This is a genomic window from Lacrimispora sp. YZC11 (genome assembly GCF_057543815.1).
The window spans coordinates 1-26,307 of record NZ_BAAJYQ010000004.1; the positions used below are offsets into that span (position 1 = coordinate 1).

Genomic DNA, 26,307 nt, shown 5'->3' on the forward strand with positions numbered 1-26,307 from the left:
CACAGGGCCAGGGAGGCTATCAGGGCAACCGCGATGGAAGACCACAGGGCCAGGGAGGCTACCAGGGTAACCGACCACAGGGTCAGGGAGGCTACCAGGGAAATCGACCACAGGGCCAGGGAGGCTACCAGGGAAATCGCCCACAGGGCCAGGGAGGCTACCAGGGCAACCGCGACGGAAGACCACAGGGCCAGGGAGGCTACCAGGGAAATCGCCCACAGGGCCAGGGAGGCTACCAGGGAAATCGCCCACAGGGTCAGGGAGGCTACCAGGGAAATCGCCCACAGGGTCAGGGAGGCTACCAGGGCAACCGTGACGGAAGACCACAGGGACCACGTACAGGCAGAGATGCGGCTCCAAAGTCCTTTGATACTCCAATCCAGGCAAAACCTACCAGTAACAGAGCCACAAAGAACGCTTATAAAAACGACAGATTTGATAAAAGAGATAAAGATGACGAGGCCAAGAAAAGGGCACAGGTTAAGGGCGGAAAGACCTTAAAGGGTACGGTTCAGCCTCCGATGCATGTAGAGCCTAAGGTAGAAGAGATAAAGACCATAACGCTCCCGGAAGTTATGACCATTAAGGAGCTGGCTGAGAAGATGAAGCTTCAACCCTCTGCCATTGTAAAGAAGCTGTTTTTACAGGGCAAGATCGTTACGCTTAATACGGAAATCGACTTTGAGCAGGCAGAAGAGATCGCCATGGGATATGATGTTCTCTGCGAGAAGGAAATAAAAGTAGATGTTATTGAGGAGCTGCTGAAAGAGGAAGAGGAAAATGTGGCAGATATGGCTTCCAGACCGCCGGTAGTATGCGTTATGGGCCATGTAGACCATGGTAAAACGTCCCTTCTTGATGCTATCCGCCAAAGCCATGTAACCTCCAGAGAGGCAGGCGGAATCACGCAGCATATTGGTGCTTATACCGTTGAAGTAAACGGAGAAAAGATCACATTTTTGGATACTCCGGGACACGAAGCCTTTACCGCCATGCGTATGAGAGGTGCTCAGTCTACTGATATCGCAATTCTTGTAGTAGCAGCCGATGACGGTGTGATGCCTCAGACCGTGGAGGCAATCAACCATGCTAAGGCAGCCGAAGTGGAGATCATTGTCGCTATTAATAAGATTGATAAACCAAGTGCCAATATTGATAAGGTAAAGCAGGAATTGTCAGAATATGAACTGATTCCCGAGGACTGGGGCGGAAGCACCGTATTTGTTCCGGTTTCTGCCCATACAAAGGAAGGCATCAAGGAACTTCTGGAAATGATCCTTCTAACCGCAGAAGTAAAAGAATTAAAGGCAAATGCGAACCGCCGGGCAAGAGGTCTTATTATTGAGGCTGAGCTTGATAAGGGCAAAGGACCGGTTGCTACTGTACTGGTTCAGAAGGGAACCCTTCGCGTAGGTGATACGGTTACCGCTGGCTCCTGTTACGGAAAAGTCCGCGCCATGATGGATGACAAGGGCCGCAGAGTAAAAGAAGCAGGTCCTTCCACTCCGGTTGAGATTTTAGGACTTAACGATGTTCCAAATGCAGGCGAAGTCCTGGTCGGAACCGAAAACGAGAAAGAAGCAAGAACCTTTGCTGAGACATTTATTTCCGAAGGAAAGAATAAATTACTGGAAGATACAAAGGCTAAGTTATCACTGGATGACTTATTCAGCCAGATTAAGGCCGGTAACATCAAGGAGCTTCCGCTCATCGTGAAGGCGGATGTACAGGGTTCCGTGGAAGCGGTAAAGCAGAGCCTTGTGAAGCTGTCTAATGAAGAGGTTATGGTAAAGGTGATCCACGGAGGCGTAGGCGCAATTAATGAGTCTGACGTTTCCCTGGCTTCAGCATCAAATGCGATCATCATCGGTTTTAACGTAAGACCGGATGTGACTGCAAAATCCATAGCGGACCGGGAAAAAGTGGATATGAGGCTTTACAAGGTAATTTATCAGGCTATTGAGGATGTAGAGGCAGCTATGAAGGGCATGCTTGATCCTGTGTTTGAAGAGAAGATCATCGGCCACGCAATCGTGCGCCAGACCTTTAAAGCATCCGGCGTAGGTACCATTGCAGGCTCCTACGTAATGGATGGAAAGTTCCAGAGAGGCTGCAGCGTCCGCATCACACGTGGCGGTGAAAAGATCTACGATGGTCCTCTGGCTTCCTTAAAGAGATTTAAGGATGATGTGAAGGAAGTTGCAACAGGTTACGAGTGCGGCCTTGTATTTGAGAAGTTTAATGATATCCAGGAAGACGATATGATTGAAGCATATGCCATGGTAGAGGTTCCCCGCTAGGAACCTGCATCCTGGAATTTTGAAAAGATGAGCCCGTAATGCGGGCTGGTCTTTTTGAAACTGCGGACAAAAAGCGAAAGGAATAACATGCGTAAAAACAGTATAAAGAATACAAGAATCAACATGGAGGTCCAGAGGGAGTTAAGCGAAATCATCCGTCTGGGAATCAAAGATCCAAGAATCCATCCCATGACTACCGTGATTGACGTCCAGGTTACCCCGGATTTAAAATTCTGTAAGGCATTCATCAGTATTCTGGGAGATGAGGAGGCCGGAAAGGCCACCATTGAAGGATTAAAGAGTGCAGAAGGCTACATCCGCCGTGAATTGGCAAGGAGAGTGAACCTTCGCAACACGCCGGAAATCAAGTTTATTCTGGACCAATCCATTGAATATGGAGTAAATATGTCCAAATTAATAGACGAGGTAACAAAAGATATCAGAGATTAGGGAGGTGCCCTTGTGAGTTTTTTTGACACAGTGCTTGAAGATGTAAAAACGGTAGCAATCATCGGTCATGTCCGTCCGGATGGGGACTGCGTCGGTTCCTGTCTGGCGGCTTACAACTATCTGGAAGAGCATCATCCGGAAGTGAAGGCTGTGGTTTATCTTGAGACCCCACCTTCAAAATTTGATTATCTCAGGAATTTTAGCCGCATTGTCAGCGACTTTACAGAGGATAAGGAATATGATCTCTGTGTTTGTCTTGACAGCAGCGATACGCTCCGGTTCGGAGAGGCATTAAAGTTCTTCACTACCGCAAAAAAAAGTCTCTGTGTGGATCACCACGTTACCAATTTAAGATACGCAAAAGAGAATATAGTACAGGATGATGCCAGTTCGACCTGTGAGGTGCTCTACGGCCTTTTGGATGAAAATAAGATCACCAGGGAGATAGCGGAATGCATTTATACGGGCATCATCCATGATACCGGAGTGTTTAAATATGACTGCACCTCGAGGAAAACCATGGAGATTGCAGGGAAGTTAATGGAAAAGGGCATCGATTTTTCAAAGATCATTGATGACAGCTTTTACCGGAAAACCTATATCCAGAACCAGATCCTGGGCAGGGCTTTACTGGAGAGCATAACCTTTCATAATAACCGGTGCATTTTCAGTGCCATAAGCAAAAGAGACATGGATTTTTACGGTGTCACCGGTGCAGATATGGATGGAATCATTGATCAGCTTCGAATCACAGAGGGTGTGGAATGCGCCATATTCATGTATGAGGTCTCCTGCAGGGAGTATAAGGTGAGTCTGCGCTCCACCACGGATCTTGATGTGAGTAAAATTGCCGTTTATTTCGGCGGCGGCGGTCATAAAAAAGCGGCCGGCTGTACCATGGCAGGAAGCGTTCATGACGTAATCAACAATCTGTCGAACCAGATTGCAAAACAGCTTAACTAGGAGACAGGAGCTATGGCAGACGGCATTATCAATGTATACAAAGAAAAAGGATTTACCTCTCATGACGTTGTGGCGAAAATGAGAGGTATTTTAAAGCAGAAAAAGATAGGTCATACAGGAACCCTGGATCCAATGGCAGAAGGAGTGCTGCCCGTATGCTTAGGAAAGGCGACCAAGCTTTGCGATATGCTGACGGATAAGACCAAAACCTATGAGGCAGTCCTGCTTCTGGGCAGGGAAACCGATACCCAGGACACTACGGGAGAAGTTCTGGCGGAATATCCGGTCAATATAGATGAGGCTCAGGTGAAGGAATCTGTGCTCAGCTTTCTGGGCCATTACGATCAGATTCCTCCCATGTATTCTGCTTTAAAGGTGAATGGAAAAAAGCTTTATGAGCTGGCCAGAGCCGGAAAAGAAGTGGAGCGGAAAGCCAGGCCCGTGGAGATATTGGAGATCCGTGTAGACCGGATAGAACTTCCCCGGGTAACCATGACCGTGACCTGTTCCAAGGGAACCTATATCCGGACCCTTTGTTATGATATCGGAAGAAAGCTTGGCTGCGGGGGATGCATGGAATCCCTTCTCCGCACCCAGGTTTCCGGGTTTTGCTTAAAGGACAGCCTTACTTTGGCCCGGATCGAGGAACTTCGGGATTCGGGAACCTTGGAAGGCCATATCCTGGCTGTGGACAAGATGTTTTCAGAGTATCCGGCCCTTAAGATGAAGCCGGATTTTGACAAGCTGGTGCATAATGGAAATCCCTTTTACAGGAACCAGGCAGAGGGAGATACCAGGGTTCCTGAAGGGCCTGTAAGGGTATATGACAGCAGGAACCAGTTCATCGGAGTTTACGGACCAGACAGAGAGATGAAGCTTCTTAAGCCTCAAAAGGTATTTCTGGGAGGAACGCCTTAAGGCATACTGGTAAGCCCGGAAAGCAGGGCAAGAGAGAGGAAACCCCTTCCAGGGATCCCTATATGCCCTGAGAAGCCGTGCAAGAGAGAGGAACGCCTTGGGAGGCATACCTTTATGCCCAGAACGCAGGGCAGGAAAGAGGAAATGAATCATGGAATATATAACCGGAACCAGAGAATTTCAGATTGAAGAGCCTGCGGTCGTAACCCTGGGGAAATTTGACGGACGCCACAGAGGCCACCAGAAGCTGTTAAAGCGGATGAGAGAGATAAAGGAAGTAAAAGGGTATAAGACGGCTGTCCTTACCTTTGACATGTCCCCTAATGCCCTCATGAAAGGTAGCCTCCAGAAGGTTATTACTACCAATCTGGAGAGAAAAAATAATCTGGAAAAGATCGGTATCGATTATCTAGTGGAATATCCATTTACAGAGGAAACCTCTCATATGGAGCCGGAGGAATTCGTAAAGCGTGTTCTGGCAGGCCAGATGAATGCCAGGATCATCGTAGTTGGCACGGATTGTTCCTTTGGGTATCAGGGAGCGGGAAATGCGGACAGCCTTAACCAGTGGAAAAACCGGTATGGATATGAACTGATCGTTATTCCAAAAGAGCAGGATGACCACCGGGATATCAGCAGTACTTACATCAGAGAACAGCTGGATGCCGGAAATATGGAAAAGGCCAACGAACTTTTGGGAGAGCCATATGCCATACATGGAACCGTGGTCCACGGCAACCATATCGGAGGGACTGTTCTTGGATTCCCCACGGCCAATATCATGCCTACGCCGGAAAAACACCTTCCATTATTCGGCGTGTATGTGTCCAAAGTATATGTAGAAGGTACTTATTATGGGGGTATTACCAACATCGGAAGAAAGCCCACGGTGGAGGGAATTTCACCTGTTGGTGCAGAAACTTTTATTTATGGTATAAATGAGGATATTTATGGAAAGACTATAGAAGTACAGCTTTTGCATTTTGTCCGTCCTGAACGGAAATTTGAAGGGCTGGAACAATTAAAGGCACAGATCGGGAAGGACAGAGAATATGGGATGCGGTATTTAAAAGCCCTCTCAGATCAGCAAATCACTCATTTGTAAAAGGAAAGGCTAAAACTTGCGAAGGAAAGTGCATATGACTGACAAAGCATGGAAGGTACTAGGCTTTGCTATTGCATGCGGTAGCGCCGTATGGATAGGAACAGCAGATGTACAAGCCGCAAAATCAGAGCCTTCCGTCAAGACCGGTTCGCCAGTAGCAGGCATTTCGGTCTACATGGATCAATATCAGGAATCCATGAAACAGGAAGGAACGGAAACGTCGGCCGGTCTTACGCAGGAAAAAGTGAGGTATGGAACCTTCAACTCAATCTTTCAGAATCTTGGAGTGAGTGTGGTGGAGGATTCCTTGAACATCAGGAAAGAACCAAAGAATGATGCGGAAATCGTGGGGAAATTGAAAAACCATGCCGGCAGCAGTGTGCTGTCAGAAGTAAATGGCTGGTATAAAATAAAGTCAGGACAGGTAACCGGTTATGTATACGGAAAATATCTGGTCACCGGACAGGAAGCCAGAGCAATTGCCTACTATAATATGAGGCTGATGCTCCGGGTAGACACCGAAACCCTTCGGGTCCGCAGCAAACCGAATACGGATTCTGAAGTACTGGGCAAGATTCACGAAGGTGAAACTTATTCTTTTATCTCCCGCAGCGGGGGATGGGCGAAAATCCAGTATAAGGGTCAGACAGCTTATGCATATATACCGGAAAATGCCACGGTCGCATATACCATACCTGAAGCGGAAAGTAGCAGTGATCTTCGTGATCAGGTCGTAAACTATGCGGTCGGGTTTGTGGGGAACCCATACCAGTGGGGCGGCACCAATCCCAATACGGGGGCGGACTGCTCAGGTTTTATCCAGTATGTCATGGAGAATGCCGCAGGAGTCCATTTAGACCGTACCTCCAGGCAGCAGGCCGAAGAGGGAGAAGTCATACCGGCTTCCAGCATGGAGCCTGGCGACTTGCTGTTCTACGCAAGTGGAAGGCAAATCGACCATGTGGCCATGTATATTGGAAAGGGAAAGATCGTCCATGCGGCAAACCGCAGGAGCGGGATCAAAATCTCCTCCTGGAATTACAGAAAGCCGGTCACCATACGACGGGTGATCCAGTGACAATGACAGTAAAAACAAACGCAAAGGTTGCAGATTGACGCCCCGTAAGAAAGGGGCCGCCTGACTGCAACCTTTGTTTTTAGTCCTTCTTTTTTCCAAGATAAGCCGCTTTTACCGACTCGTCGGCCAACAGCTTTTTCCCGGATCCTGACAAGGTAATCCGCCCGGTTTCCAGCACGTAGCCGATATCGGCCGTATGAAGGGCCATATTGGCGTTCTGCTCGATGAGGAGCACGGTTACTCCCTTCTTATTGATCTCCCGGATAATGGAGAAAATATCCTTTACAATCAATGGAGCAAGCCCAAGTGAGGGTTCATCCATCATGAGGATCTTTGGCTGGCTCATAAGAGCTCTGGCAACTGCCAGCATCTGCTGTTCGCCTCCTGATAGGGTTCCGGAAAGCTGCCAGCTCCTTTCCTTCAACCGGGGAAATAAATCATAGACCCAGTCAATATCTTCCTTAAGATCGTCATTTCTTAAATAAGCTCCGATCTTGATATTTTCAATAACTGTCATATCCGGAAACACATGGCGCCCTTCCGGCACCAGGGCAATTCCCTTAGATATGATATCCGGCGTATCTTTGCCGATCAATTCTTCCCCATCCAGGGTGATGCTGCTTCCTGCAGATGGTTTCACCAGCCCGACAATAGACTTTAAGGTGGTGCTTTTTCCTGCCCCATTGGCCCCGATCAAGGTTACAATGCTCTTATCCGGCACTTCAAAGGAAATTCCTTTAACGGCTTCAATTCCGCCGTAATTCACTCGCAAGTTATCAATCTTCAGCATCGTCGCTCACCCCCAGATATGCTTCAATTACCCGTTCATTGTTCTGGATTTCATCAGGAGTTCCTTGTGCGATCAGCTTGCCGAAATCCAGAACATAGATGCGGTCCGAAATCTGCATGACAAGATCCATATGGTGCTCGATCATGAATACGGTAAGATGGTAGGAATCCCGGATCTGTTTGATAAAATCCGTTAAATCCTGGGTTTCCTGGGGATTCATGCCTGCAGCCGGTTCGTCAAGAAGCAGAAATTTCGGCTCCGTTGCAAGGGCTCTTGCGATTTCCAGACGCCTCTGTAAGCCGTAGGGAAGGGAAGAGGCAATCTCATTCTTTAAATGAAGCAGGTTCTGTTCCTCTAAAAGGGCAGTGGTCTCCACCCGCATCCGTTCCTCTTCCTTACGGTTTAGCCGGAGGGTTGCGGAAAATACGTTCTGCTTAGCCCGCATGTGCTTGGCAATGAGCACATTGTCGAATACGGTCAGTTGTCCGAAAAGGCGGATGTTCTGGAAGGTACGGGCAATGCCCTTTTTTGTGATCACATCCGGTGTGCTGCTGATCACCGGAATGGGCCTCGGTGTTACTTCCCCCAGATACGTTTTTTTCATTTTTCCCTTTGGTGCGTTGGAAAGAATGGTTTCCCCCATAAAATCCACCTGCCCGAAGGTAGGCTCATAAATACCGGTAACACAGTTAAATGCGGTTGTCTTTCCCGCGCCGTTGGGGCCGATTAAGGCCACGATCTCTCCCTGGTTTACGTCAAGGGTTAAACCGTTTACAGCCACAACGCCGCCGAACTGCATGGTAATGTCCTGCATATGGAGCACGTTATTCGGAGTTTTTGCTGTGTTTGACATTATGCGTTATCTCCCTTCTGTGCTTTGCTTTTCCTCTTTAGCCTGGATGGAATGCTGCGGATAAGCCGTCCTAGCCCCTCCCAGGAAAATTCGTTGCTGCCCATGATCCCGCGGCGGTAGAAGAGCACCACAGCCATCAATAAAATAGAAAAGATGACCATACGGAAACCGGAGCGGAACAGGGGTACTTCAAATCCTCCGATAACCAGAGGGTTATCAAAGAAACGGAGCCATTCTCTTCCCGCGGTGACCAGGAAGGCGCCGATGACACTTCCCGTAATACTTCCGATACCTCCAAGGACTACGATCAGCAGGATATCGTAGGTTAAGTTGATGGAAAAGGTCTTTGAATCAATGGAGCGCATGAATATGGCCAGAAGTCCTCCTCCTACGCCTGTGAAAAAGGAAGAGATGACAAAGGCCAGCTCCTTGTAACGGAATAAGTTAAGTCCCATGGCCTGAGCGGCCACTTCATCTTCACGGAGAGCCTTAAACGCGCGTCCGTAAGAGGAATTAATGAGAAGGACCATTAAAAGGATGCAAAGGGCCGGGAGCCCAAAGGCTGTAAATAAGTTGGGAAAACCGGGAATACTTTTTAATCCGTAAGAACCGTTGGTGATCCTGTCTAACTGGGGAGCCGCAATGACAGCCCGGATGATCTCGGAAAAGCCCAGGGTTGCAATGGCCAGATAATCACTTTTTAACCGGAGCACCGGAATGCCGATCAGGGCGGCCATGGCTGCGGCAAGGAGTCCTGCGATAATAAGGGCAAGCCAGTAAGGGCATTGCAAGTTTGCGATAGCAGGAGAGATGCCGTTAACGTAGTAAACGCTTGCCCTGCTGTCAACAGGAATGGTAAGGATGGCTACAGTATAGGCTCCGATTGCCATGAAACCGGCCTGGCCTAAGGAGAATAATCCAGTAAAACCTGTAAGCAGGTTCATGGAAACGGCAACCACCGCGTAAATGGCACTTCGCTCCAGGATGGAGATCTGATAGCTGTACTGGGCACTGTTAGCCTGTAAGAAAGCCAGCAGGCCGATGATGACCAGAAGAGCGGCCAGGGTATAAAGTTTGTTTTTGGAAACTGCTTTTTTCTTCATAGTGGGCACCTCACACTTTATCGGTCGTCTTCTCGCCGAACAGTCCCGTAGGCTTGATCAGGAGAATGATGATTAACAGAACAAAGGTAAATGCGTCGCTGAAGGTGGAATATCCCATGGCTACCAGGGCGGTTTCGCCCAGGCCTAAGATAAAGCCTCCGATCACGGCGCCTGGAATGCTGCCGATACCGCCGAATACTGCGGCAACAAAGCATTTTAAGCCAGGCAGGGAGCCGGAAAAGGGGAATACGGTCATACGGTCCGTAAAATAAAGCACGGACCCGGCAGCTGCTAAAAGGGAGCCAATGGCAAAGGTAAAGGTGATGATGCGGTTAATTTTGATTCCCATAAGGGCGGCAGTATCATAATCCTTTGCAACTGCGCGCATGGCCATGCCGATTTTTGTCTTATTGATCAGGGCGATAAGTCCATAAACAATGATAAGGGTCAGGACCGGCGTTAAGAATGTGACAAAGGATGCGGAAAGGCCGCCGATCTGGTAGATCTTTTTAAGAAAGGGAATTTCCGGATATCCCTTTGGCAGAGCTGTGAACAGATAGGTTGCTAAGTTCTGCAAAAGGTAAGAGACGCCGATGGCAGAAATCATGACGGACATTCTGGGAGCGGTGCGTAAGGGGCGGTAAGCTACCCGTTCAATGGATACGCCTAATAATACGGTGACCAGTAATACCAATGGTATAGAAATGTACCATGGAAAACTTGCCATGGCAAATATCATAAAATAACCGGCCATCATGAAGATGTCGCCGTGGGCGAAGTTGATGAGCCGCAGGATACCGTAAACCAGGGTATAGCCAATGGCAATCAGCGCATAGGCGCCGCCCAGGGAGATACCGGTCAGGCACTGCTGTAAAAAGGTTGTAAGACTCATGTGGCGTGATGCCTCCTATCTGTTGAGTATGTAATATGGCTTATCGGAACTTGCGAAGCAGGTTTCGATAAAAGGGCTGTCTTTTAGCCCGTTCATCCGATTATCGGAAGTGCTTTCTGCTTCTGATAATATGTAATGAATTACGCGGCATTCGCCGAATGAAAATGCAAGTATTTCCGTTCGGCTCATTATGTGCGCAAATGGAACGAGTGGGGAAGGAAATACGTCCCCACTCATCTGGTAATGACTGCGTTGTCACGGTATCTTTGATTATTTTACCGTAGTAGTTGTTAAGAATTTAAACTTGCCGTTTTCAATGGTCTTGATGAACGCCATGTCTTTCTTGGCATCTCCATTTTCATCAAAGGATATGCTTCCGGTAACGCCGTCAATGGATACGCCTTTTAATGCATCACGGATGGCTGTGCCGTCTGTGGAACCTGCGGTTTCAATTGCCTTTAATGCACAGAGGTAAGCATCATAGCCCAATGCAGATACGGCCGGGATGATTTCGTCCTGCTTATTTTCCTTTAAATAGCCCTTAAAGCCGGAGATGAAGGAAGCAGCTTCCTCATTGGCCGGTTCCGCTTCGTCAAAGAAAGTGGAAAGGACGACGCCTTCTGCGGAATTGCCGGCGTTTTCGATGATGGTGGAGTTCTCCCAGGTATCACCGGCAGCGATGGTAGCTGTAATTCCAAGTTCACGGGCCTGTTTGATGATGAGAGGAGCCGTGGTTATGGAGGATGGTGCAAAGATGATGTCAGGATTTTGAGCCTTGATGTTTGTAAGGATCGCCTTAAAGTCGGTCTGGTTGGTCTGGAACTGTTCTTCGCTTACAATCGTGCCGCCTAAGCCTGTAAACGCTGTCTTGAAGAAGGAACCAAGGCCGGAGGAATAATCATCTCCTAACTGGGTAACGACGGCAGCCGTCTTTGCCCCGTTGTCATTGGCATAATTGGCCATAACCGTACCCTGGAACGGATCCAGGAAGCATACCCGGAAGTAGAAATCATTTCCCTGGGTTACCTGAGGGTTGGTACAGGAGGCGCCTATGGCAGGAATTTTAGCATCTGCAAATATCTGTCCTGCAGCAATGGAAACACCGGAGCCGTAGCTTCCAAGCACTACGGAAACCTTTTCGCTCACAAGCTTCTGCGCTGCGTTGACGGCTTCTGTTTTATCGGATTTGTTATCCACTTCCACCAGTTTCACCTGATACTCCTCTCCTCCGATTTTAACCGTTGGATGGGTCTTGTTTGCGTAACGCATTCCCATGACTTCCTGTAACCCACCGCCTCCGTTTTCTCCGGTGGTAGGTTCAAACACACCGATCTTGACGACCTTTGCTCCGCCGGAGGCAGAAGATGAGGAACCAGTGCTGCAGCCGGCGACCAGGCTGGCGCTCATACATGCTGCAAGAGTGATTGCAAATACTTTTTTCAATTTCATAATGATTATCCTCCTTTATGTGTATCTCATACAAATACAACTGTCTCTCGTGCAGATACACGTTGCATTATATTATATACAGAAGATTGAAAAAGTGCAAGAAAAAAATGAAAGAAAATAATAATTTAAAGAAAAAAATTAGTTTTGCAATAAAACAGGGAGTCCGGGCTCTTTGATAAGAGTCCGGACTCCCTGTTTTTACCTGGAAATCCAATTGTTTACTGGTTTTCAATGGCCGCGCGGATGAATTCCCGGAACAGCGGATGCGGTCTGTTCGGCCTTGATTTAAACTCCGGATGAGCCTGGGTGGCGATGAACCAGGGATGGGAAGGAATTTCCACCATTTCCACGATCCGTCCATCCGGGGAGATGCCGGAGAGCTTCATTCCCGCGTTTTCCAGATCTTCCCGGTAGTCATTGTTTACCTCATAGCGGTGCCTGTGACGCTCATGGATCAGCTCTTCCCCATACACGTTATAAGCCTTGGAAGACTTGTCCAGAACACAGGGATAGGAACCCAGGCGAAGAGTTCCTCCGATGTCTTCGATGCCGTTCTGGTCCGGCATTAAGTGGATGACCGGATGGGTGGTGTCTGCATCAAGTTCTGAGGTATGGGCGTCGTCAAAGCCAGCCACATGGCGGGCAAATTCCACGATGGCCATCTGCATTCCAAGGCAGAGACCAAGGAATGGGATGTTGTTTTCCCGGGCATAACGTATGGATGAAATCTTTCCTTCAATGCCGCGGCTGCCAAAACCGCCGGGAACCAGAATTCCGCTCACATCGCTGAAGAAACTGGCTGCGTTCTCATCGGTTACAAGCTCTGAATCGATCCACTTAATATGAACGTTGGCCCGGTAGAAGACACCGCCGTGCTTTAATGATTCCACTACGGAAATATAGGCGTCGTGGAGCTGGATGTACTTGCCCACAAGGGCGACTGTCACTTCCTTTTCCGGATGCTTCCAGTTTTCGATCATGGAAGTCCACTCTGCTAAGTCCGGCTTGGGGCATGGGAGGTTTAAGCTTTCACATGCGACTTCCGCTAAATGCTCTTCCTCCATGGCAAGAGGGAGTTCATACAATACTTCCACATCCAGGTTTTGGAGTACATGGGTCTTGGGAACGTTACAGAATTGTGCGATTTTGCTTCGGATTCCGTCATCAAGGGGCAGTTCGGAACGGCATACGATGATGTCGGGCTGGATACCCATTCCCTGTAAATCTTTTACACTGGCCTGGGTTGGTTTGGTTTTAAGTTCGCCGGAAACCTTTAGATATGGAACCAGGGTCACGTGGATGAGAATGACATTCTCGTGGCCTGCTTCGTGCTGGAATTGACGGATCGCTTCAAGGAATGGCTGGCTTTCGATGTCGCCTACCGTTCCGCCTACTTCTATGATGGCGATTTCTGTTTCAGAGGAGTTGCTGTTGCTGCAGTGAAAACGGCTTTTGATTTCGTCGGTAATGTGAGGGATAACCTGTACGGTGCCTCCCCCGAAGTCCCCGCGCCGTTCACGGGTCAGTACGGTCCAGTAGACCTTACCGGTGGTAACGTTGGAATTCTGAGTCAGGTTTTCGTCGATAAAACGTTCGTAGTGGCCAAGGTCAAGATCGGTTTCAGCGCCGTCTTCGGTGACGAAAACCTCACCATGCTGTACCGGATTCATGGTTCCTGGATCAATGTTGATGTACGGATCAAATTTCTGCATCGTGACTTTGTAGCCTCTGGCCTTCAGCAGACGTCCAAGAGATGCTGCGGTAATACCTTTGCCAAGCCCGGACACGACGCCTCCGGTGACAAATACGTATTTCACTGACATAACAGTGTAACCTCCTTTTGTGATAGTATGTGAATATTTTTAAAAATGACATTATACAGCTATTTTTTGAAAAAATCCAGAGTCTTATGAAAAAAACTTAGAATATTAAGTGTAAAATTCTGTATGGAAGCTTTCATATGATTAAGAAGGTCATGATTGTTAAATAAAACCAGCCAGGGTGTTTATAAGGATTTAATAATTCTTTTCTTGATTTATGGGGAAACTGACACTATAATGATAGAGGTATATAATGGGTAGAAACTATCCGGATTGGAGAATTCACACAGATGGATAACAAGAATCAAAATAATAATAAGATGCCGAAGAATACCCAGGCCATCGCCATATGGGTCATCGCGTTTCTTATTGCGGTAGCAGGGATCTCATATCTGCACGGCGCGATTACGACGAGGACCAATAAAGAACTGAGTTATGATACCTTTATGAATATGGTAGATGAAAAGCAGGTGGAGTCGGTAAATGTTGAGGATACAAAGATTACCATAAACCCCAAGAAGACCTGGGAAGGATATAAACCTGGCGTTACCTATTATACGGTAAGGATGGACAACGATTTAAATCTGGCGGAGCGCCTTCGCACTGCCGGAGTGGAAACCCTTCGGACCCGCCGTGACGGTAACTTTTTCATTCAGACCATTGTCAGCTACTTACTCCTGTTTGCAGCCATGGGATTCCTTTTGAACTTCATGATGCGCAGGGTCGGCGGAGGCGGACTCATGGGCGTCGGAAAGAGCAACGCCAAGGTTTATGTGCAGAAGGAAACAGGTATTACATTTAAGGATGTGGCGGGGGAAGATGAGGCAAAGGAATCCTTAACTGAAATCGTGGATTTCCTCCATAATCCGGGAAAATATACAAAGATCGGTGCAAAGCTTCCCAAGGGAGCGCTTCTTGTAGGACCTCCCGGAACGGGAAAAACCCTGCTTGCCAAGGCGGTTGCAGGAGAGGCCCATGTTCCTTTTTATTCTCTGTCCGGTTCTGATTTTGTAGAGATGTTTGTAGGTGTGGGAGCTTCCCGTGTCCGGGATTTATTTAAGCAGGCCCAGGAATCCGCTCCCTGTATTATTTTTATTGACGAGGTAGATGCCATCGGAAAGAGCCGTGATTCCAAATTCGGCGGAGGAAACGATGAGAGAGAGCAGACCTTAAACCAGCTGCTTTCTGAGATGGATGGTTTTGATTCCTCTAAGGGACTTTTAGTGCTGGCGGCCACCAACCGCCCTGAGATCCTGGATCCTGCCCTTCTCCGTCCGGGCCGGTTTGACCGCCGGATCATTGTAGATAAGCCGGATTTAAAAGGCCGTGTGGATATCTTAAAGGTTCATTCCAGGGATGTGCTTCTTGACGATACCGTCGATATAGATGCCATTGCTCTGGCAACCTCAGGAGCCGTTGGTTCCGATCTTGCCAACATGATCAATGAATCCGCCATCCTGGCGGTGAAAAACGGCCGGCATGCGGTGTCTCAGAAGGACTTATTTGAGGCTGTGGAAGTGGTGCTGGTAGGTAAAGAGAAAAAGGACCGTGTCCTTAACAAAGAGGAGCGGCGCATTGTTTCTTATCACGAAGTGGGACATGCTCTGGTCAGCGCCCTTCAAAAGGATTCGGAACCTGTGCAGAAGATCACCATCGTTCCAAGGACTATGGGTGCTTTGGGATACGTAATGCATGTACCGGAAGAAGAAAAGTTCTTAAATTCCAGGAAAGAGCTTCATGCCATGCTGGTAGGCTATCTGGCCGGCCGCGCGGCAGAGGATATTGTCTTTGACACCGTAACCACAGGTGCAGCCAATGATATTGAACAGGCCACCAAGGTGGCGCGGGCTATGATCACCCAGTACGGCATGTCGGAGAAATTCGGCCTTATGGGACTGGCAACCAAAGAAGACCAGTACTTAAGCGGACGTACTGTAATGAACTGTGCGGAAGCCACTGCTTCCCAGGTGGATGATGAAGTCATGAAAATGCTCAAGGAAGCTTATGAAGAAGCCAAGAGCCTTCTGTTGGATAACCGGGATGTAATGGATAAGATCGCAGAATTCCTGATTGAGAGAGAGACCATTACCGGTAAGGAATTCATGAAGATATTCCGGGAGGCAAAGGGAATTCCGGAGCCAAAGGAAGAGAATAAGAATTCCGAAAAAAGCGAAGAGTCAAAGGAAGTGGAAGACGGACTTTCCGATTGGACGGATGAAAAGAAGGAAATAAAAGAATCCGTTATTGATGTTGGAAATGTTAAAGATTAATGTTTGAGAAACGTCAGGCAGCTGATGCATGGACAGAGCCGTGCAGCAGCTGCTTTTTTCATCCTTTGTCTGCCTGTTTGGTGAAAGGTATTGACCAAAGTAATAATACGTGTTATCATGTCTTGTATAGGAATACGTGTTAAGCTGTGTTGTTATTTTTACAGTAATATGTTAAAATATTCCATAGTTATAGCAAAAACGGGTAAAGATTCGGAGCAGGAGGTTGCTATGGAGGAGTTTCACGATAATATTGCAACACCATTATATCAGCAGTTATATGATACCATATTGGCTAAAATAAAATCAGGGGAATATCCAGTAGGATACATGATTCCATCGGAAGCGAAGCTAAGTGAAATGTATAAGATCAGCCGCGTTACGGTACGCAGTGGCATACAGAAACTATGTAACGAGAACATTCTGGAAAAGAAGCATGGAAAAGGAACATTTGTCACCATGCCAGTTTATATGGATACAATATCGGAAGAAGGAAGCTTTACTAAGTCTTGCTTGAAAATGGGGAAAAGACCAAGTACGAAGATCATTTCAAAAGGGCTGATAGAGGGGGACAAGTGGATTACCAGACATCTGGGAATTGATGAAGGGGAAAGGGTGATCTGCATAAAGAGGCTGCGCTTGGTTAACGATGTGGCGTCCATTCTGGAAGAAGATTATTTTCATGCCAATCTGGAGTTTATCTTAAACGAAGATGTAGAGAATAATCAACTGATGGATATTATAAGAAAACGAACTGGCAAAAAAGCTCATTCTTTTAATGACATTATGGATATTAAGTATGCAAATAAAGAGCAATCGGAAGTGCTTGGCTGTGTAGTGGGAATGCCACTTCTGTGCGTCAGCCAGAGCGTGCTTGGGGATCAGGGACAGATTCTATACTTTAACCAGCAGTATATCAGAACAGATATTTATAAATTCACAGTTAAATCTATTAATCAGTCTGATTAATCATCTTTCACCAGCAAAGAATGTAAGAAAAACCTTTCAAATAGATATAAAATAATTAAAAGAATCATATTTTAAAAGCCCATAATTCCTCTGAGAAATATGGGCTTTTTCAGTGCTATCGGTTTTTAATGTAATAATGCGTAATCACCAATGATAGTTATAATTTATCTGAAGATAAAACAAAGTGCGCAGCAGACAATAATCAAAGAGATTAATATGGTGGTGGTCTTTACTTTCTTACCTAACAGGAAGTACATGCCTCCAAACAGTCCAAGTTGAACCAGGCAGGGCATGATCTGGTCCAAATAGTTGGTCAAGGGCTCAGCAAAATCACCGCTTCCTACCATGATTGGTAAGTCAAGCCAGATTTGGTTACAAATCATACCGCCTATTACCATAAGACCAATGATACCTGCATAGTGGGATATTTTCTGCATGATTCCACTGTCAGCAACCTTGGAGATGAAGCTGGATCCTAACCCATAACCATATTTTAAACAGTAATAGCGGATAATAAAGGCTGGAATATTAAAAATCAGCAAGTACAGAAGCGGACCCATGATATTGCCTGATTGTGCAAAGGAGATTGCAATCCCTGCAGCGATAATACGCAGGGTTCCAGGAATCAGTGAATCGCCAATCCCTGCCAAAGGTCCCATTAGAGAGGTTTTAACTGCGTTTATGGAATTACCGTCAAATTCGGGGTTGCAGGCGTTTTCTTCTTCCATAGCCGCATTGATACCCATAAGCAGAGTGGAAAGCTGTGGGGTAATAGCCATAAATTCCAGACCCCGTTTTAATGCCTGTATGCGCTTTTCTTTATGTTCCTCGCCGGGATACAGTTTGCGGATAACAGGTGTCATGCCATAGGAGTAGCCAAGATGCTGCTGACGTTCATAGTCCCAGGAAATATCCAATTGGCAGGAGCGTATATAAATTTGTTTCAATTCTTTTTGGGATATTTTTTTCTTCTCAGAATTCGTTGTCATCGAATGAACCTCCTTCTACAACTGCCTTTTCTTCATGGGAATTAAAATGCAGGAATGCTACAATGCAGCACCCGATGCCAGCCAGGCCGATAACCGGCATTTTTAAATAGGCAGCCAGAAGGAAGCCAAGGAAAAGGAAGCAGGACAATTGTTTGTTCATAATCATTCTTGCTATCATGGCAAAACCAATGGCAGGAATAATCCCTGTGGCATAGTTTAAGCCGTCATTCAGCCATGCTGGTATACCGTTTACAATCTGTTCCATGACCGGTACTCCAAGATAGAAGCCCAGTGCAACAATCAGAGATTGAGGTATAACCTGGGCAATAATAGCCATATAATGCATATGATCCACACCATTGCAGTCACCTTTCTCTGCATAGCGGTCGGCCCGCGCACCAATCATGGGAACTACAAACATCATTAAGAAATTGGACAACATAGCGCAGAGAGTAGAGATTGGAACAGCAAGAAGTACTGCGGAGGCAGCATCGGAACCGGAAAGTATTACATAGGAGGTGCCGATCACTGCACCGGCAGTATAGTCAGGCGGATTGCTGGCACCAATAGGAAAGGCTCCCAGCCAGATTAATTCCAGGGTGGCACCTGTGATGATACCTAATTGCATGTCCCCCAATACAAGGCCTGTCAGTGTGGACATAATAATAGGGCGCCCAATGTTACCGCTTCCAAAGAAGCTGTTCAAATAACCGAATGCCGCAACTAAAAATAGCAGGGCGGCCTGGAATCCTAAGCTTTGCATATTTTATTCTCCTTTCGTAAGTATTATTTAGATTAAATCCATGGCATTTAAAGGTTTCTCGTCAGGAACCATGCGTATTTCCAATTTCACATCTTTGTCATTCATTTTGCGAAGCAGGTCGCAGTCCTGATCAGATACAAAGATGGCTTTAGAAATCTGACGTTTATCAGAGGCGGATTTTATACCGCCAAGATTGATAAATTTAATTTCAGGAACCTCTTTAGTTAGGCGATAGGCATCCTCAATAGATTCCAGAAGGATAAAAAGGTTGTATTTGTCTGTTTTTCCTGCCTTAATGTTGGCTATGGAATCTTCCATGCTTTTGATTACTAATTTTACCCCTGACGGAGCGGCCATCCGAAGAGCCCCCATACGCAATGTGTCCTTTGCCACCTCATCATTGGCAATGAGAATACAGTCTACGCCTAGAGTTTTGGTCCAAGCAAATGCTACCTGACCATGAAGCAGCCTATGGTCCACCCTTACCATTTTAATCATATCATTACCTCCTTATATCGTTAACTAGTTCCATCAGTTCTTTTATATGACTGCCACAAAGCTCACCTGTATCTTTCCTTGTATCTTTAAAGTAGCTGCCTACGATCGCTCCATCGGCCACTTCAAATTGGCTGCGTATATTCTCCTTGGTTACTCCTGCTCCTACGATTAGCGGGAAATCTCCCAACGCGTTTCTGAACTGAAGGATCTTGTCCATGGAAGTTTCCTGTCCAGTTGCATCTTGTGTCACGGTCACCGCATCACAACGGCTTTTTGCAATCACCAGATCCTTTTCGGTTGTGTTTGCGGATAAGACAGGTTGGTATTTGAATCGTACACCGCCCATGACAGGTACGTTGCTGCGTTCACGGTACATATTTAAAAATGCTTCTACCGTAGCCTCATCTCTTGGTTTTACATGACCCACAACAGAATCAAGCTGAACAAAATAAGCACTGTGCCTTTTGGCCAATTCAAAGCCCATGACATCCATGTTCAGGCAGTTGACTCCATATGGTATGGGCAGGTCCTGAGTGTGGGCATATTCCAGTATTCTGTCTAATTGGTAGTAGTTACCAAAATAATTCTCCAGAATAATACCATCAATTCCATTGTTCAAATAGATATCAATTTCTTTCTGTGCCCGTTGATAAACATCATTATCATCAATTCCTTTAAGATGTATCATGCCCATAACTGGTTTTGGTTTGGCGAATAACGCCAGAAAATCATTTTTTATCATTATAAAGAATCTCCTTCCTATTAATTTATATTAAAAATCTTCATCTTGCGATTCTGCCGCATCAGGTGCTACTTGCCGTAAGCCTTCCCTGGAAAGCAGTAACAACTGTTCAATGTCTTCTTGTCTCAAAGGATTGGGGTAGGATACCATATACTCAATGATAAGGTTTAAGTTCATGCCTGCAAATAGAAATACATTAGGGTTTGCAGTCAAGGGATACATTGAGGTACATACACTTGCACCATATACATCGGTAAAGATAACGTACTCATCCTGCGGATTGGTTTGAACCTCCTCAGATATCTGTTTGGCAAAATCCAAAGCACTCTGGCCTGGATACAGGCTGTAGGTGACGATGGGGTCGGCCATAGTTCCTAATATCATCTGAAGAGAATTTTTCATCCCTTTGGATAAATCTCCGTGAGACGCAATAATAATTTTTTTCATAGCTGGTCTCCTTAAAATAGGTTTCTGTCAACACAAAAGCTGTCTGTTGCTTAAATGAAATTATTTCATAACTCATGTTAACACGTATTATTCAAACTGTCAATAATTTGCTAAAAAAAACTTGATTATCTAAAGTTAATAAGGATAAATGTTAAGATATACTTAAAGACGTTATAACATATGTTGTGAAAGTTGTATAAAATACTAAAAAACAGGCGGTATACAATGAGGATTGATTATCACAGGGTAATTCTGTTTTTTCATTTTCAAAAGTAAATTTACGCCGCCTGTTTCCATTATTTTATTGTAAGAAAAGGGGATTTTTGATATAATATAAAGAAGTAAGCCTTGGATTAAAAGAAAAACCAGTGAAAACGAAGATCAATCGGCTGTCAAAATGGTGATAGCCGTTTCTTTTTGTCTGCTTTTATAAGATAAAGCCGGTACTTCATGGTTTTAGTCAGAGGAAGCAGAAAAAACAGGAGATGAGGCAGAATCAAATGATATTAATGAATGAGATACCGGACCGGTTCTGGGGATTGTTCCGTTCCATTAACCGGTCCACCTACATAGAAGCTTTGTTAAAAATCAATGAGGAATATGAATACAGCAACTACTTTTTAAGCAGGGAGGTGTGTATTCAGGTTCTGGAAGAATATTTTACGGCTAAACGGCTGGTCATCTGGCAGGATGAGCTGGAAGATGAGGCGGATGCCTTAGAGCCGACCGCGGTCAGGGTCTTAAACTGGCTGTTAAGGGCAGGATGGCTTCGGAAAGTGGATGACTATGCCTCCATGACGGTCAATATCGTAATTCCTGATTATGCTGCCGTCATGATCGAGGCGTTTTTTAAGCTTGCAAGTGATGAAGAGGATGAGACCCAGATTTATATCCAGAACGTTTATGCAATCCTCTTCTCATTGAAAAATGATCCCAGGGCCGGCGTAAGCCTTTTGAATACGGCTTACATTAATACAAAGCGGCTTAACAAGACGTTGCAGGACATGCTTCACAACATGGACAAATTTTTTGCAAGCCTTTTGGAGAAGAGAGCGTATGGGGAACTGTTAAAGGAACATCTGGAAGGATATGTGGAAGAAATCGTAAAAAAGAAATACCATATGTTGAAAACTTCGGATAATTTCTATCTTTACAAAAATGATATCAAGCGGTGGATCAGCTCCATGCGGGAAGATACAGAATGGATCGGGCAGATGAGCCGCCGCAGCGGCCAGAAGGTAACGGCAGGGGATATTGTAGAAAAGCTGGATCAGATCGAACGGGGATTTGACGATATCGAGCACCGCATTGCCAACATGGACAAGGAGCATTCCAGGTATATCCGCGCTACGGTTACAAGGCTTAACTATCTGTTAAATCAGGAGGACAGCATGAAGGGGCTTGTTATCAGGCTTTTAAATCACCTGTCTGAAACAGAGGATCCGGATGAGGCTGTAAAGGAAGTGGGGGGCCTCATGAATTTATCCCAGGTATCCATACTCTCTGAGAAATCCCTCTATAAAAAGAGAAGGACCAGGACAGGCTTTAAGGAGAATTTAATGCCGGAGGAAGAGCCTGCAGAGCTTACCATGGAGGAGATCCTGAATTTAAACCGTTTAAAAAGCCGCTACAGCCGGAAGGAGATCGAAAGCTATATCGAAGCCCATCTGGAAAATGGCCGTATGGAAGTAAAAGAAGATACGGTGGGTTCTCCTGAGGAATTTGAAAAGCTGATCCTGGCCTATGATTACTCTACCAGAAGGAAAAGCATGTATCAGGTGGAGGAGCAGGAGGCGGAGCTCATTGACAACGGCAGATACCGCTATCCAAAGCTGGTATTTGTAAGGAGGAAAGAATCATGACCTATGAAGAAAGTGCTGGCATCATCTGCCAGATTCCATATTTTGACGCTTTGGGACAGGGAGAAAAGGAAGAGGTAAGAGCAGGTTTAAGGCTTCTTCAGCAGCAGACCTTTGTTCTGGAGCATAAGTACGACAAGCGTACCAACCGGTTTGCCTATAATCCGGAATTTAAAATCTGCAACAAGCATCTGGAATTTATCCGGGCCTATCTGGCAGTCAGCGGAGTGTCTGTTCTTGAAAACAGCCAGCTGGGCATTATTTATATCCAGGGAGAGAACACGGTGGGAGACAAGCTTCCCAAACTGGCTACCCTTTATTTACTGATCTTAAAACTGATCTATGATGAACAGATGGCGGCAGTTTCCACCAGTGTCAACATCTACACCACATTAAGCGAGATTCATGAAAAGCTGGGAAATTACCGTTTATTTAAGAAACAGCCTTCCCCGACGGAAATCCGTCGGGCAATCACATTGTTAAAAAAGTATCAGATTTTGGAGCCTCTGGATATTTTGGAGGACTTGGATGGGGACAGCCGCATGATCATCTATCCCAGCATCAATGTGGTGTTGTTCGGAGATGATGTGCGGGCCCTGTTAGAAGCACTTGGAGAAGGAGACGATGACGATGACGAATCAGAAATTTGAAGCCCTGTCCCGGATACTCCTTAATAACTGGCATTATATCAGTCGGAAAACCTTATCCTTTAACCAGGGGATCAACTTTTTTACCGGACATTCCGGCAGCGGAAAGTCTACGGTCATTGATGCCATGCAGATTCTCCTTTATGCCAATACTGACGGCCGGGGATTCTTTAATAAGGCAGCGGCTGATGATTCCGACCGGAGCCTGATCGAATATTTGCGCGGTATGGTGAATATCGGTGAGAACAATGAATTTGCCTATTTGCGGAACCAGAATTTCTCCGCCACCATTGTGCTGGAACTAAAACGGACGGATACAGGAGAATGCCAATGCGTTGGGATTGTCTTTGATGTGGAGACGGCAACCAATGAAATATCCAGAAAATTCTTCTGGCACAAAGGCCCTCTTTGGGAAAATGGCTACCGTACCGGTTCCAGGACCATGACCACTCAGGAAGTATCTGCTTATTTGCAGACCATTTACGCAAAAGAAGATTATTTTGCAACCTCCCATAACGAGCGGTTCCGCAGGCAGCTGTATGATGTATACTTAGGCGGTCTTGATTCGGAGAAATTCCCCCTTTTATTCAAACGTGCCATTCCCTTCCGCATGAACATCAAGCTGGAGGATTTTGTAAAGGAATACATCTGCATGGAGCAGGACATCCACATTGAGGACATGCAGGAAAGCGTCATGCAGTACGGGCGGATGCGGAAGAAGATTGAAGACACGGTTATTGAGATCGGTTATTTAAATGGAATGAGGGAAAAATTCTCAGCAGTTTGTGAAAAAGAAGCGGAGATAAGACAAAATACATATTTCTTCCGCAGGATGGAAATTCTGGATTATCAGGCAAGGATCCAGGCATTAACAGATAAGTCCAGGCTTGCCAGAGAGGATTTAGACCGTCAGGAAAGCCAGCGGACAGCGTTAGAAGGGCAGACGGAAGATCTGACCAGACAGGGAAATGAGCTCCTTGGGCGGATTTCTTCCACCGGCTATGAGGATCTTAAGAATCAGCTGGACACTGCGAAGGAATTATCAAACCATTTAAATAAGAGCGTTACCAAATGGTCTCAGACAGGGGAGCGGCTGAAGGAATGGATCGACGAAGAGGCAACCTCCAACCAGACCATATGGGATATAGAAGAATTTGAAAATAATACCATTGATGAGGAAAAGTTAAACCGCCTGAAAAAATCCATTGCTGAGATGAGAAAGGAAACAGAAGAAGCTCAAAAAGAAGCAGAAGGAATTCTCCGGGATATCCGGAAAAAAGAGCGCCAGACAAGTGAAGAACTGGCCCAGCTAAAAGCCGGAAATAAGGCATATCCAAAATATTTAGAACGTGCCCGGTCCCTGATCCAGCAGCGGCTTTTGGAGGAAACCGGCAAGGCGGTGGAGGTCCATGTGCTTGCAGACCTTCTGGATATCAGGGATGAGACCTGGAGAAATGCGGTGGAAGGCTATCTGGGCAATAATAAGCTGTCCCTGGTAGTGGCTCCGGCCTATGCAGAAGCAGCCATGGCGGCTTACGGGGAACTGGACAGGACTGAATATTTTAATGTGGCAGTTCTGGATACGGAAAAGGCAGGGCAGAATTCCTATGAAGTAGTGAAAGATGGTCTTGCCGAAGAGGTTACGGTGAGAGAGGCTTATTTGCAGCCGTACATTGACCTGCTTTTGGGAAAGGTCGTCAAGTGCAGGAACTTGGAAGAGCTGCGCCGCAGCCGCATTGGAGTGACCCCTGACTGCATGCTATACCATACGTTCCGCCTGCAGCATATGAATCCAGATAATTATACCAAATTTGCATATATCGGCAAGGACAGCGTCAGGAGAAGGATCCGGCTTCTGGAAAAGAATCTGGTTTCCATGGAAGAGGAAAAAAAGCCTCAGGAACAGGTTTTAAAGGAATGCAAGCGTATCTTATCCATGGAGAGCTTAGGAGAAGACACGGGCGTTTACCTGGAATGGCAGCAGGATATGGAGGCCTTTAAAGAAAAGGAAAAAGAAATCAGGCGGCTGGAACAGAAGTTTGAAAAGCTGAAGGCCCAGGATGTAGAAGAATGGGTGAAGGAAAGGGAAGCCATCTTACAGCTCTGTGATAGAAAAAGGGCAGAGCAGAGTGCAGTGGCAGAACTGATTTTTGGCATCAACAGCGAGATCGAACGGTTCCGCAGAGAATCCCTGCAGCTGCAGGAAGAGCTGGTTTCAAAGGAACGGGAATTTGAACCGGATGAGGAGCTGGAAGTTAAGGTAAAAGAAATTTTGGAAAGCAGGGAAAATTGCCGGTATGACCGCCTTAAAAATGAATTTTTCGGAGAATTTAAGAAGTCGGAAGAAGCCCGTGATCAGGCATTCCAGGCCCTTGTAGGCTCCAGGGGTGAGTATGCCAGAAAATATCCAAATCGGAATTTTTCCCTGACTGCAAAGGATAATGGGGAATATGACCGTCTTCTTGAGACCATGGAGTGCGGAAATCTGGAGGAATATAAAACCATGGCCGCTGAGCAGGCAAAGTCTGCAGTCCTTCATTTTAAGGATGACTTTATGTTCAAGATCCGAAGCGCCATAAGGGATGCACTTTTACGAAAAGATGAGCTGAACAAGATCATCAGCAGGCTGGATTTCGGCAAGGATAAGTATCAGTTTGTCATTGGAAGGAATAAAGGGCCTGATGGGAGATATTATGACATGTTCATGGACAATTCCCTGGAGGTAAATCCCGCTTATCTTACGGATTCCCTGGATGACCAGATGAACTTATTCACCATGGAACATGAGAACCAGTACGGGGAAATCATCAATGACTTAATAAACATCTTCATCCCGCCGGAAAACGCCACACCGGAGGAGATGGAAGAGGCCAAGCGGAACATGGATAAGTATGCGGATTACCGGACGTACCTATCCTTTGATATGCAGCAGATCATTCAGAACGAGGATGAGGTCATTAAGATCCGTTTAAGCAAGATGATCAAAAAGAATTCCGGAGGAGAGGGGCAGAATCCTCTTTACGTAGCTTTATTGGCAAGCTTTGCCCAGGCTTACCGGATCAGCATGTCTCCAAAGATACAGAGAAATCCCACCCTCCGCTTAGTGGTGCTTGATGAGGCGTTTTCCAAGATGGATGCGGAGAAGGTGGCAAGCTGCATTGAGCTGATCCGGGGACTGGGCTTCCAGGCCATTATCAGTGCAACCAATGATAAGATTCAGAATTATGTGGAGAATGTGGACAAGACCTTTGTATTCGCCAATCCTAATAAGAAGTCCATATCCATTCAGGAATTCGAGCGGGAAAGCTTTCCGGAGCTGATGCGGGAGCTTGATGAAGGGGAGATCGACGAGGAGGAACTTGATGACAACCTTGATTTGCAGGATTCCTGAAAATAGCAGGGCCG

General features: G+C 46.3%; 22 protein-coding genes. 11 read left to right on the forward strand and 11 right to left on the reverse strand.

Features of this window, described 5'->3' with window-relative positions; all coding sequences use genetic code 11:
* The 6 genes from infB to AC27IJ_RS02975 all read left to right on the forward strand — a co-directional run.
* Nucleotides 1-2,300: translation initiation factor IF-2 (infB, locus tag AC27IJ_RS02950; RefSeq protein ID WP_487147375.1), on the forward strand; the 2,300-nt coding region annotated here is incomplete at its 5' end.
* Between the two features lie 87 nt (nucleotides 2,301-2,387).
* Nucleotides 2,388-2,750: a 30S ribosome-binding factor RbfA gene (gene rbfA, locus AC27IJ_RS02955; RefSeq protein ID WP_312448570.1), complete on the forward strand. Its 363-nt coding sequence runs from the start codon at nucleotides 2,388-2,390 to the stop codon at nucleotides 2,748-2,750.
* A 12-nt stretch (nucleotides 2,751-2,762) separates the two neighbouring features.
* Nucleotides 2,763-3,713: a DHH family phosphoesterase gene (locus AC27IJ_RS02960; RefSeq protein ID WP_312503790.1), complete on the forward strand. Its 951-nt coding sequence runs from the start codon at nucleotides 2,763-2,765 to the stop codon at nucleotides 3,711-3,713.
* A gap of 12 nt (nucleotides 3,714-3,725) precedes the next feature.
* Nucleotides 3,726-4,631 (forward strand): tRNA pseudouridine(55) synthase TruB, encoded by a 906-nt coding sequence (truB, locus tag AC27IJ_RS02965; protein WP_312448566.1) that lies wholly within the window; start codon nucleotides 3,726-3,728, stop codon nucleotides 4,629-4,631.
* Between the two features lie 151 nt (nucleotides 4,632-4,782).
* Nucleotides 4,783-5,736, forward strand: a complete 954-nt coding sequence (locus AC27IJ_RS02970; RefSeq protein WP_487147379.1) for a bifunctional riboflavin kinase/FAD synthetase — start codon at nucleotides 4,783-4,785, stop codon at nucleotides 5,734-5,736.
* Between the two features lie 34 nt (nucleotides 5,737-5,770).
* Nucleotides 5,771-6,814, forward strand: coding sequence for a C40 family peptidase (locus AC27IJ_RS02975; protein ID WP_312448564.1), 1,044 nt, complete (start codon nucleotides 5,771-5,773; stop codon nucleotides 6,812-6,814).
* Between the two features lie 79 nt (nucleotides 6,815-6,893).
* On the opposite strand, the gene AC27IJ_RS02980 is transcribed toward AC27IJ_RS02975, so the two are convergent.
* From AC27IJ_RS02980 to pyrG, 6 genes are all read right to left on the reverse strand, one after another.
* Nucleotides 6,894-7,604 carry an ABC transporter ATP-binding protein gene (locus AC27IJ_RS02980; protein ID WP_312503793.1) on the reverse strand — a complete coding sequence of 237 codons (711 nt, stop codon included), beginning with the start codon at nucleotides 7,602-7,604 and terminating at the stop codon, nucleotides 6,894-6,896.
* The gene (locus tag AC27IJ_RS02985; protein ID WP_312503795.1) at nucleotides 7,591-8,457 is read right to left on the reverse strand and encodes an ABC transporter ATP-binding protein; all 867 of its coding nucleotides are present in this window, start codon (nucleotides 8,455-8,457) and stop codon (nucleotides 7,591-7,593) included. The genes AC27IJ_RS02980 and AC27IJ_RS02985 overlap by 14 nt, the downstream gene beginning before the upstream one ends.
* Nucleotides 8,457-9,560 (reverse strand): branched-chain amino acid ABC transporter permease, encoded by a 1,104-nt coding sequence (locus AC27IJ_RS02990; RefSeq protein WP_312448561.1) that lies wholly within the window; start codon nucleotides 9,558-9,560, stop codon nucleotides 8,457-8,459. The genes AC27IJ_RS02985 and AC27IJ_RS02990 overlap by 1 nt, the downstream gene beginning before the upstream one ends.
* Nucleotides 9,561-9,570: 10 nt before the next feature.
* Nucleotides 9,571-10,452 carry a branched-chain amino acid ABC transporter permease gene (locus AC27IJ_RS02995; RefSeq protein WP_312448559.1) on the reverse strand — a complete coding sequence of 294 codons (882 nt, stop codon included), beginning with the start codon at nucleotides 10,450-10,452 and terminating at the stop codon, nucleotides 9,571-9,573.
* A gap of 270 nt (nucleotides 10,453-10,722) precedes the next feature.
* Nucleotides 10,723-11,901 (reverse strand): ABC transporter substrate-binding protein, encoded by a 1,179-nt coding sequence (locus tag AC27IJ_RS03000; RefSeq protein ID WP_487147383.1) that lies wholly within the window; start codon nucleotides 11,899-11,901, stop codon nucleotides 10,723-10,725.
* A gap of 218 nt (nucleotides 11,902-12,119) precedes the next feature.
* Nucleotides 12,120-13,724: a CTP synthase gene (pyrG, locus tag AC27IJ_RS03005; RefSeq protein ID WP_312503800.1), complete on the reverse strand. Its 1,605-nt coding sequence runs from the start codon at nucleotides 13,722-13,724 to the stop codon at nucleotides 12,120-12,122.
* Between the two features lie 287 nt (nucleotides 13,725-14,011).
* Here pyrG and ftsH point away from each other — a divergent pair, with 287 nt between their 5' ends.
* Both ftsH and AC27IJ_RS03015 read left to right on the forward strand, forming a co-directional pair.
* Nucleotides 14,012-15,991, forward strand: coding sequence for an ATP-dependent zinc metalloprotease FtsH (gene ftsH, locus AC27IJ_RS03010; protein WP_312503801.1), 1,980 nt, complete (start codon nucleotides 14,012-14,014; stop codon nucleotides 15,989-15,991).
* Between the two features lie 228 nt (nucleotides 15,992-16,219).
* The gene (locus tag AC27IJ_RS03015; protein WP_312448313.1) at nucleotides 16,220-16,957 is read left to right on the forward strand and encodes a GntR family transcriptional regulator; all 738 of its coding nucleotides are present in this window, start codon (nucleotides 16,220-16,222) and stop codon (nucleotides 16,955-16,957) included.
* 164 nt (nucleotides 16,958-17,121) lie between these two features.
* Here the strand turns inward: AC27IJ_RS03015 and AC27IJ_RS03020 are convergent, their stop codons facing one another.
* Genes AC27IJ_RS03020 through AC27IJ_RS03040 form a run of 5 tightly spaced genes read right to left on the reverse strand, consistent with a single transcriptional unit; the run spans nucleotide 17,122 to nucleotide 20,396 of the window.
* Nucleotides 17,122-17,946: a PTS system mannose/fructose/sorbose family transporter subunit IID gene (locus tag AC27IJ_RS03020; protein ID WP_312448311.1), complete on the reverse strand. Its 825-nt coding sequence runs from the start codon at nucleotides 17,944-17,946 to the stop codon at nucleotides 17,122-17,124.
* Nucleotides 17,930-18,709: a PTS mannose/fructose/sorbose/N-acetylgalactosamine transporter subunit IIC gene (locus AC27IJ_RS03025; protein WP_312448309.1), complete on the reverse strand. Its 780-nt coding sequence runs from the start codon at nucleotides 18,707-18,709 to the stop codon at nucleotides 17,930-17,932. Before AC27IJ_RS03025 ends, AC27IJ_RS03020 begins: the two co-directional genes overlap by 17 nt.
* Before the next feature lie 27 nt (nucleotides 18,710-18,736).
* Nucleotides 18,737-19,207 (reverse strand): PTS sugar transporter subunit IIB, encoded by a 471-nt coding sequence (locus tag AC27IJ_RS03030; RefSeq protein WP_312448306.1) that lies wholly within the window; start codon nucleotides 19,205-19,207, stop codon nucleotides 18,737-18,739.
* A 4-nt stretch (nucleotides 19,208-19,211) separates the two neighbouring features.
* Nucleotides 19,212-19,949 (reverse strand): BtpA/SgcQ family protein, encoded by a 738-nt coding sequence (locus AC27IJ_RS03035; RefSeq protein ID WP_313259199.1) that lies wholly within the window; start codon nucleotides 19,947-19,949, stop codon nucleotides 19,212-19,214.
* Between the two features lie 30 nt (nucleotides 19,950-19,979).
* Nucleotides 19,980-20,396, reverse strand: a complete 417-nt coding sequence (locus AC27IJ_RS03040; protein ID WP_312448302.1) for a PTS sugar transporter subunit IIA — start codon at nucleotides 20,394-20,396, stop codon at nucleotides 19,980-19,982.
* A 500-nt stretch (nucleotides 20,397-20,896) separates the two neighbouring features.
* Between AC27IJ_RS03040 and AC27IJ_RS03045 the strand changes: the two genes are divergently transcribed.
* From AC27IJ_RS03045 to AC27IJ_RS03055, 3 genes are read left to right on the forward strand one after another with little or no spacing between them, the layout of a single operon-like run.
* Nucleotides 20,897-22,258 carry a Wadjet anti-phage system protein JetA family protein gene (locus AC27IJ_RS03045; protein ID WP_313154452.1) on the forward strand — a complete coding sequence of 454 codons (1,362 nt, stop codon included), beginning with the start codon at nucleotides 20,897-20,899 and terminating at the stop codon, nucleotides 22,256-22,258.
* A complete protein-coding gene (locus AC27IJ_RS03050; RefSeq protein WP_312448298.1) occupies nucleotides 22,255-22,905 on the forward strand; it encodes a DUF4194 domain-containing protein in 651 nt (216 codons plus the stop codon). The genes AC27IJ_RS03045 and AC27IJ_RS03050 overlap by 4 nt, the downstream gene beginning before the upstream one ends.
* Nucleotides 22,886-26,293 carry an ATP-binding protein gene (locus AC27IJ_RS03055; RefSeq protein WP_487147390.1) on the forward strand — a complete coding sequence of 1,136 codons (3,408 nt, stop codon included), beginning with the start codon at nucleotides 22,886-22,888 and terminating at the stop codon, nucleotides 26,291-26,293. The genes AC27IJ_RS03050 and AC27IJ_RS03055 overlap by 20 nt, the downstream gene beginning before the upstream one ends.
* Nucleotides 26,294-26,307 lie beyond the last annotated feature (14 nt).

What these genes read in the sequence shown, in the direction of transcription:
- AC27IJ_RS02980 (WP_312503793.1), bottom strand. Translation starts at nt 7,604, where the DNA reads ATGCTGAAGATTGATAACTTGCGAGTGAATTACGGCGGAATTGAAGCC.
- AC27IJ_RS03035 (WP_313259199.1), bottom strand. Translation starts at nt 19,949, where the DNA reads ATGATAAAAAATGATTTTCTGGCGTTATTCGCCAAACCAAAACCAGTT.
- AC27IJ_RS03025 (WP_312448309.1), bottom strand. Translation starts at nt 18,709, where the DNA reads ATGCAAAGCTTAGGATTCCAGGCCGCCCTGCTATTTTTAGTTGCGGCA.
- AC27IJ_RS03055 (WP_487147390.1), top strand. Translation starts at nt 22,886, where the DNA reads ATGACGAATCAGAAATTTGAAGCCCTGTCCCGGATACTCCTTAATAAC.
- AC27IJ_RS03015 (WP_312448313.1), top strand. Translation starts at nt 16,220, where the DNA reads ATGGAGGAGTTTCACGATAATATTGCAACACCATTATATCAGCAGTTA.
- AC27IJ_RS03000 (WP_487147383.1), bottom strand. Translation starts at nt 11,901, where the DNA reads ATGAAATTGAAAAAAGTATTTGCAATCACTCTTGCAGCATGTATGAGC.
- AC27IJ_RS03050 (WP_312448298.1), top strand. Translation starts at nt 22,255, where the DNA reads ATGACCTATGAAGAAAGTGCTGGCATCATCTGCCAGATTCCATATTTT.
- pyrG (WP_312503800.1), bottom strand. Translation starts at nt 13,724, where the DNA reads ATGTCAGTGAAATACGTATTTGTCACCGGAGGCGTCGTGTCCGGGCTT.
- AC27IJ_RS02985 (WP_312503795.1), bottom strand. Translation starts at nt 8,457, where the DNA reads ATGTCAAACACAGCAAAAACTCCGAATAACGTGCTCCATATGCAGGAC.
- AC27IJ_RS02970 (WP_487147379.1), top strand. Translation starts at nt 4,783, where the DNA reads ATGGAATATATAACCGGAACCAGAGAATTTCAGATTGAAGAGCCTGCG.
- AC27IJ_RS03030 (WP_312448306.1), bottom strand. Translation starts at nt 19,207, where the DNA reads ATGATTAAAATGGTAAGGGTGGACCATAGGCTGCTTCATGGTCAGGTA.
- AC27IJ_RS02990 (WP_312448561.1), bottom strand. Translation starts at nt 9,560, where the DNA reads ATGAAGAAAAAAGCAGTTTCCAAAAACAAACTTTATACCCTGGCCGCT.
- AC27IJ_RS02995 (WP_312448559.1), bottom strand. Translation starts at nt 10,452, where the DNA reads ATGAGTCTTACAACCTTTTTACAGCAGTGCCTGACCGGTATCTCCCTG.
- AC27IJ_RS02975 (WP_312448564.1), top strand. Translation starts at nt 5,771, where the DNA reads ATGACTGACAAAGCATGGAAGGTACTAGGCTTTGCTATTGCATGCGGT.
- AC27IJ_RS03040 (WP_312448302.1), bottom strand. Translation starts at nt 20,396, where the DNA reads ATGAAAAAAATTATTATTGCGTCTCACGGAGATTTATCCAAAGGGATG.
- truB (WP_312448566.1), top strand. Translation starts at nt 3,726, where the DNA reads ATGGCAGACGGCATTATCAATGTATACAAAGAAAAAGGATTTACCTCT.
- AC27IJ_RS03020 (WP_312448311.1), bottom strand. Translation starts at nt 17,946, where the DNA reads ATGACAACGAATTCTGAGAAGAAAAAAATATCCCAAAAAGAATTGAAA.
- AC27IJ_RS03045 (WP_313154452.1), top strand. Translation starts at nt 20,897, where the DNA reads ATGATATTAATGAATGAGATACCGGACCGGTTCTGGGGATTGTTCCGT.
- rbfA (WP_312448570.1), top strand. Translation starts at nt 2,388, where the DNA reads ATGCGTAAAAACAGTATAAAGAATACAAGAATCAACATGGAGGTCCAG.
- ftsH (WP_312503801.1), top strand. Translation starts at nt 14,012, where the DNA reads ATGGATAACAAGAATCAAAATAATAATAAGATGCCGAAGAATACCCAG.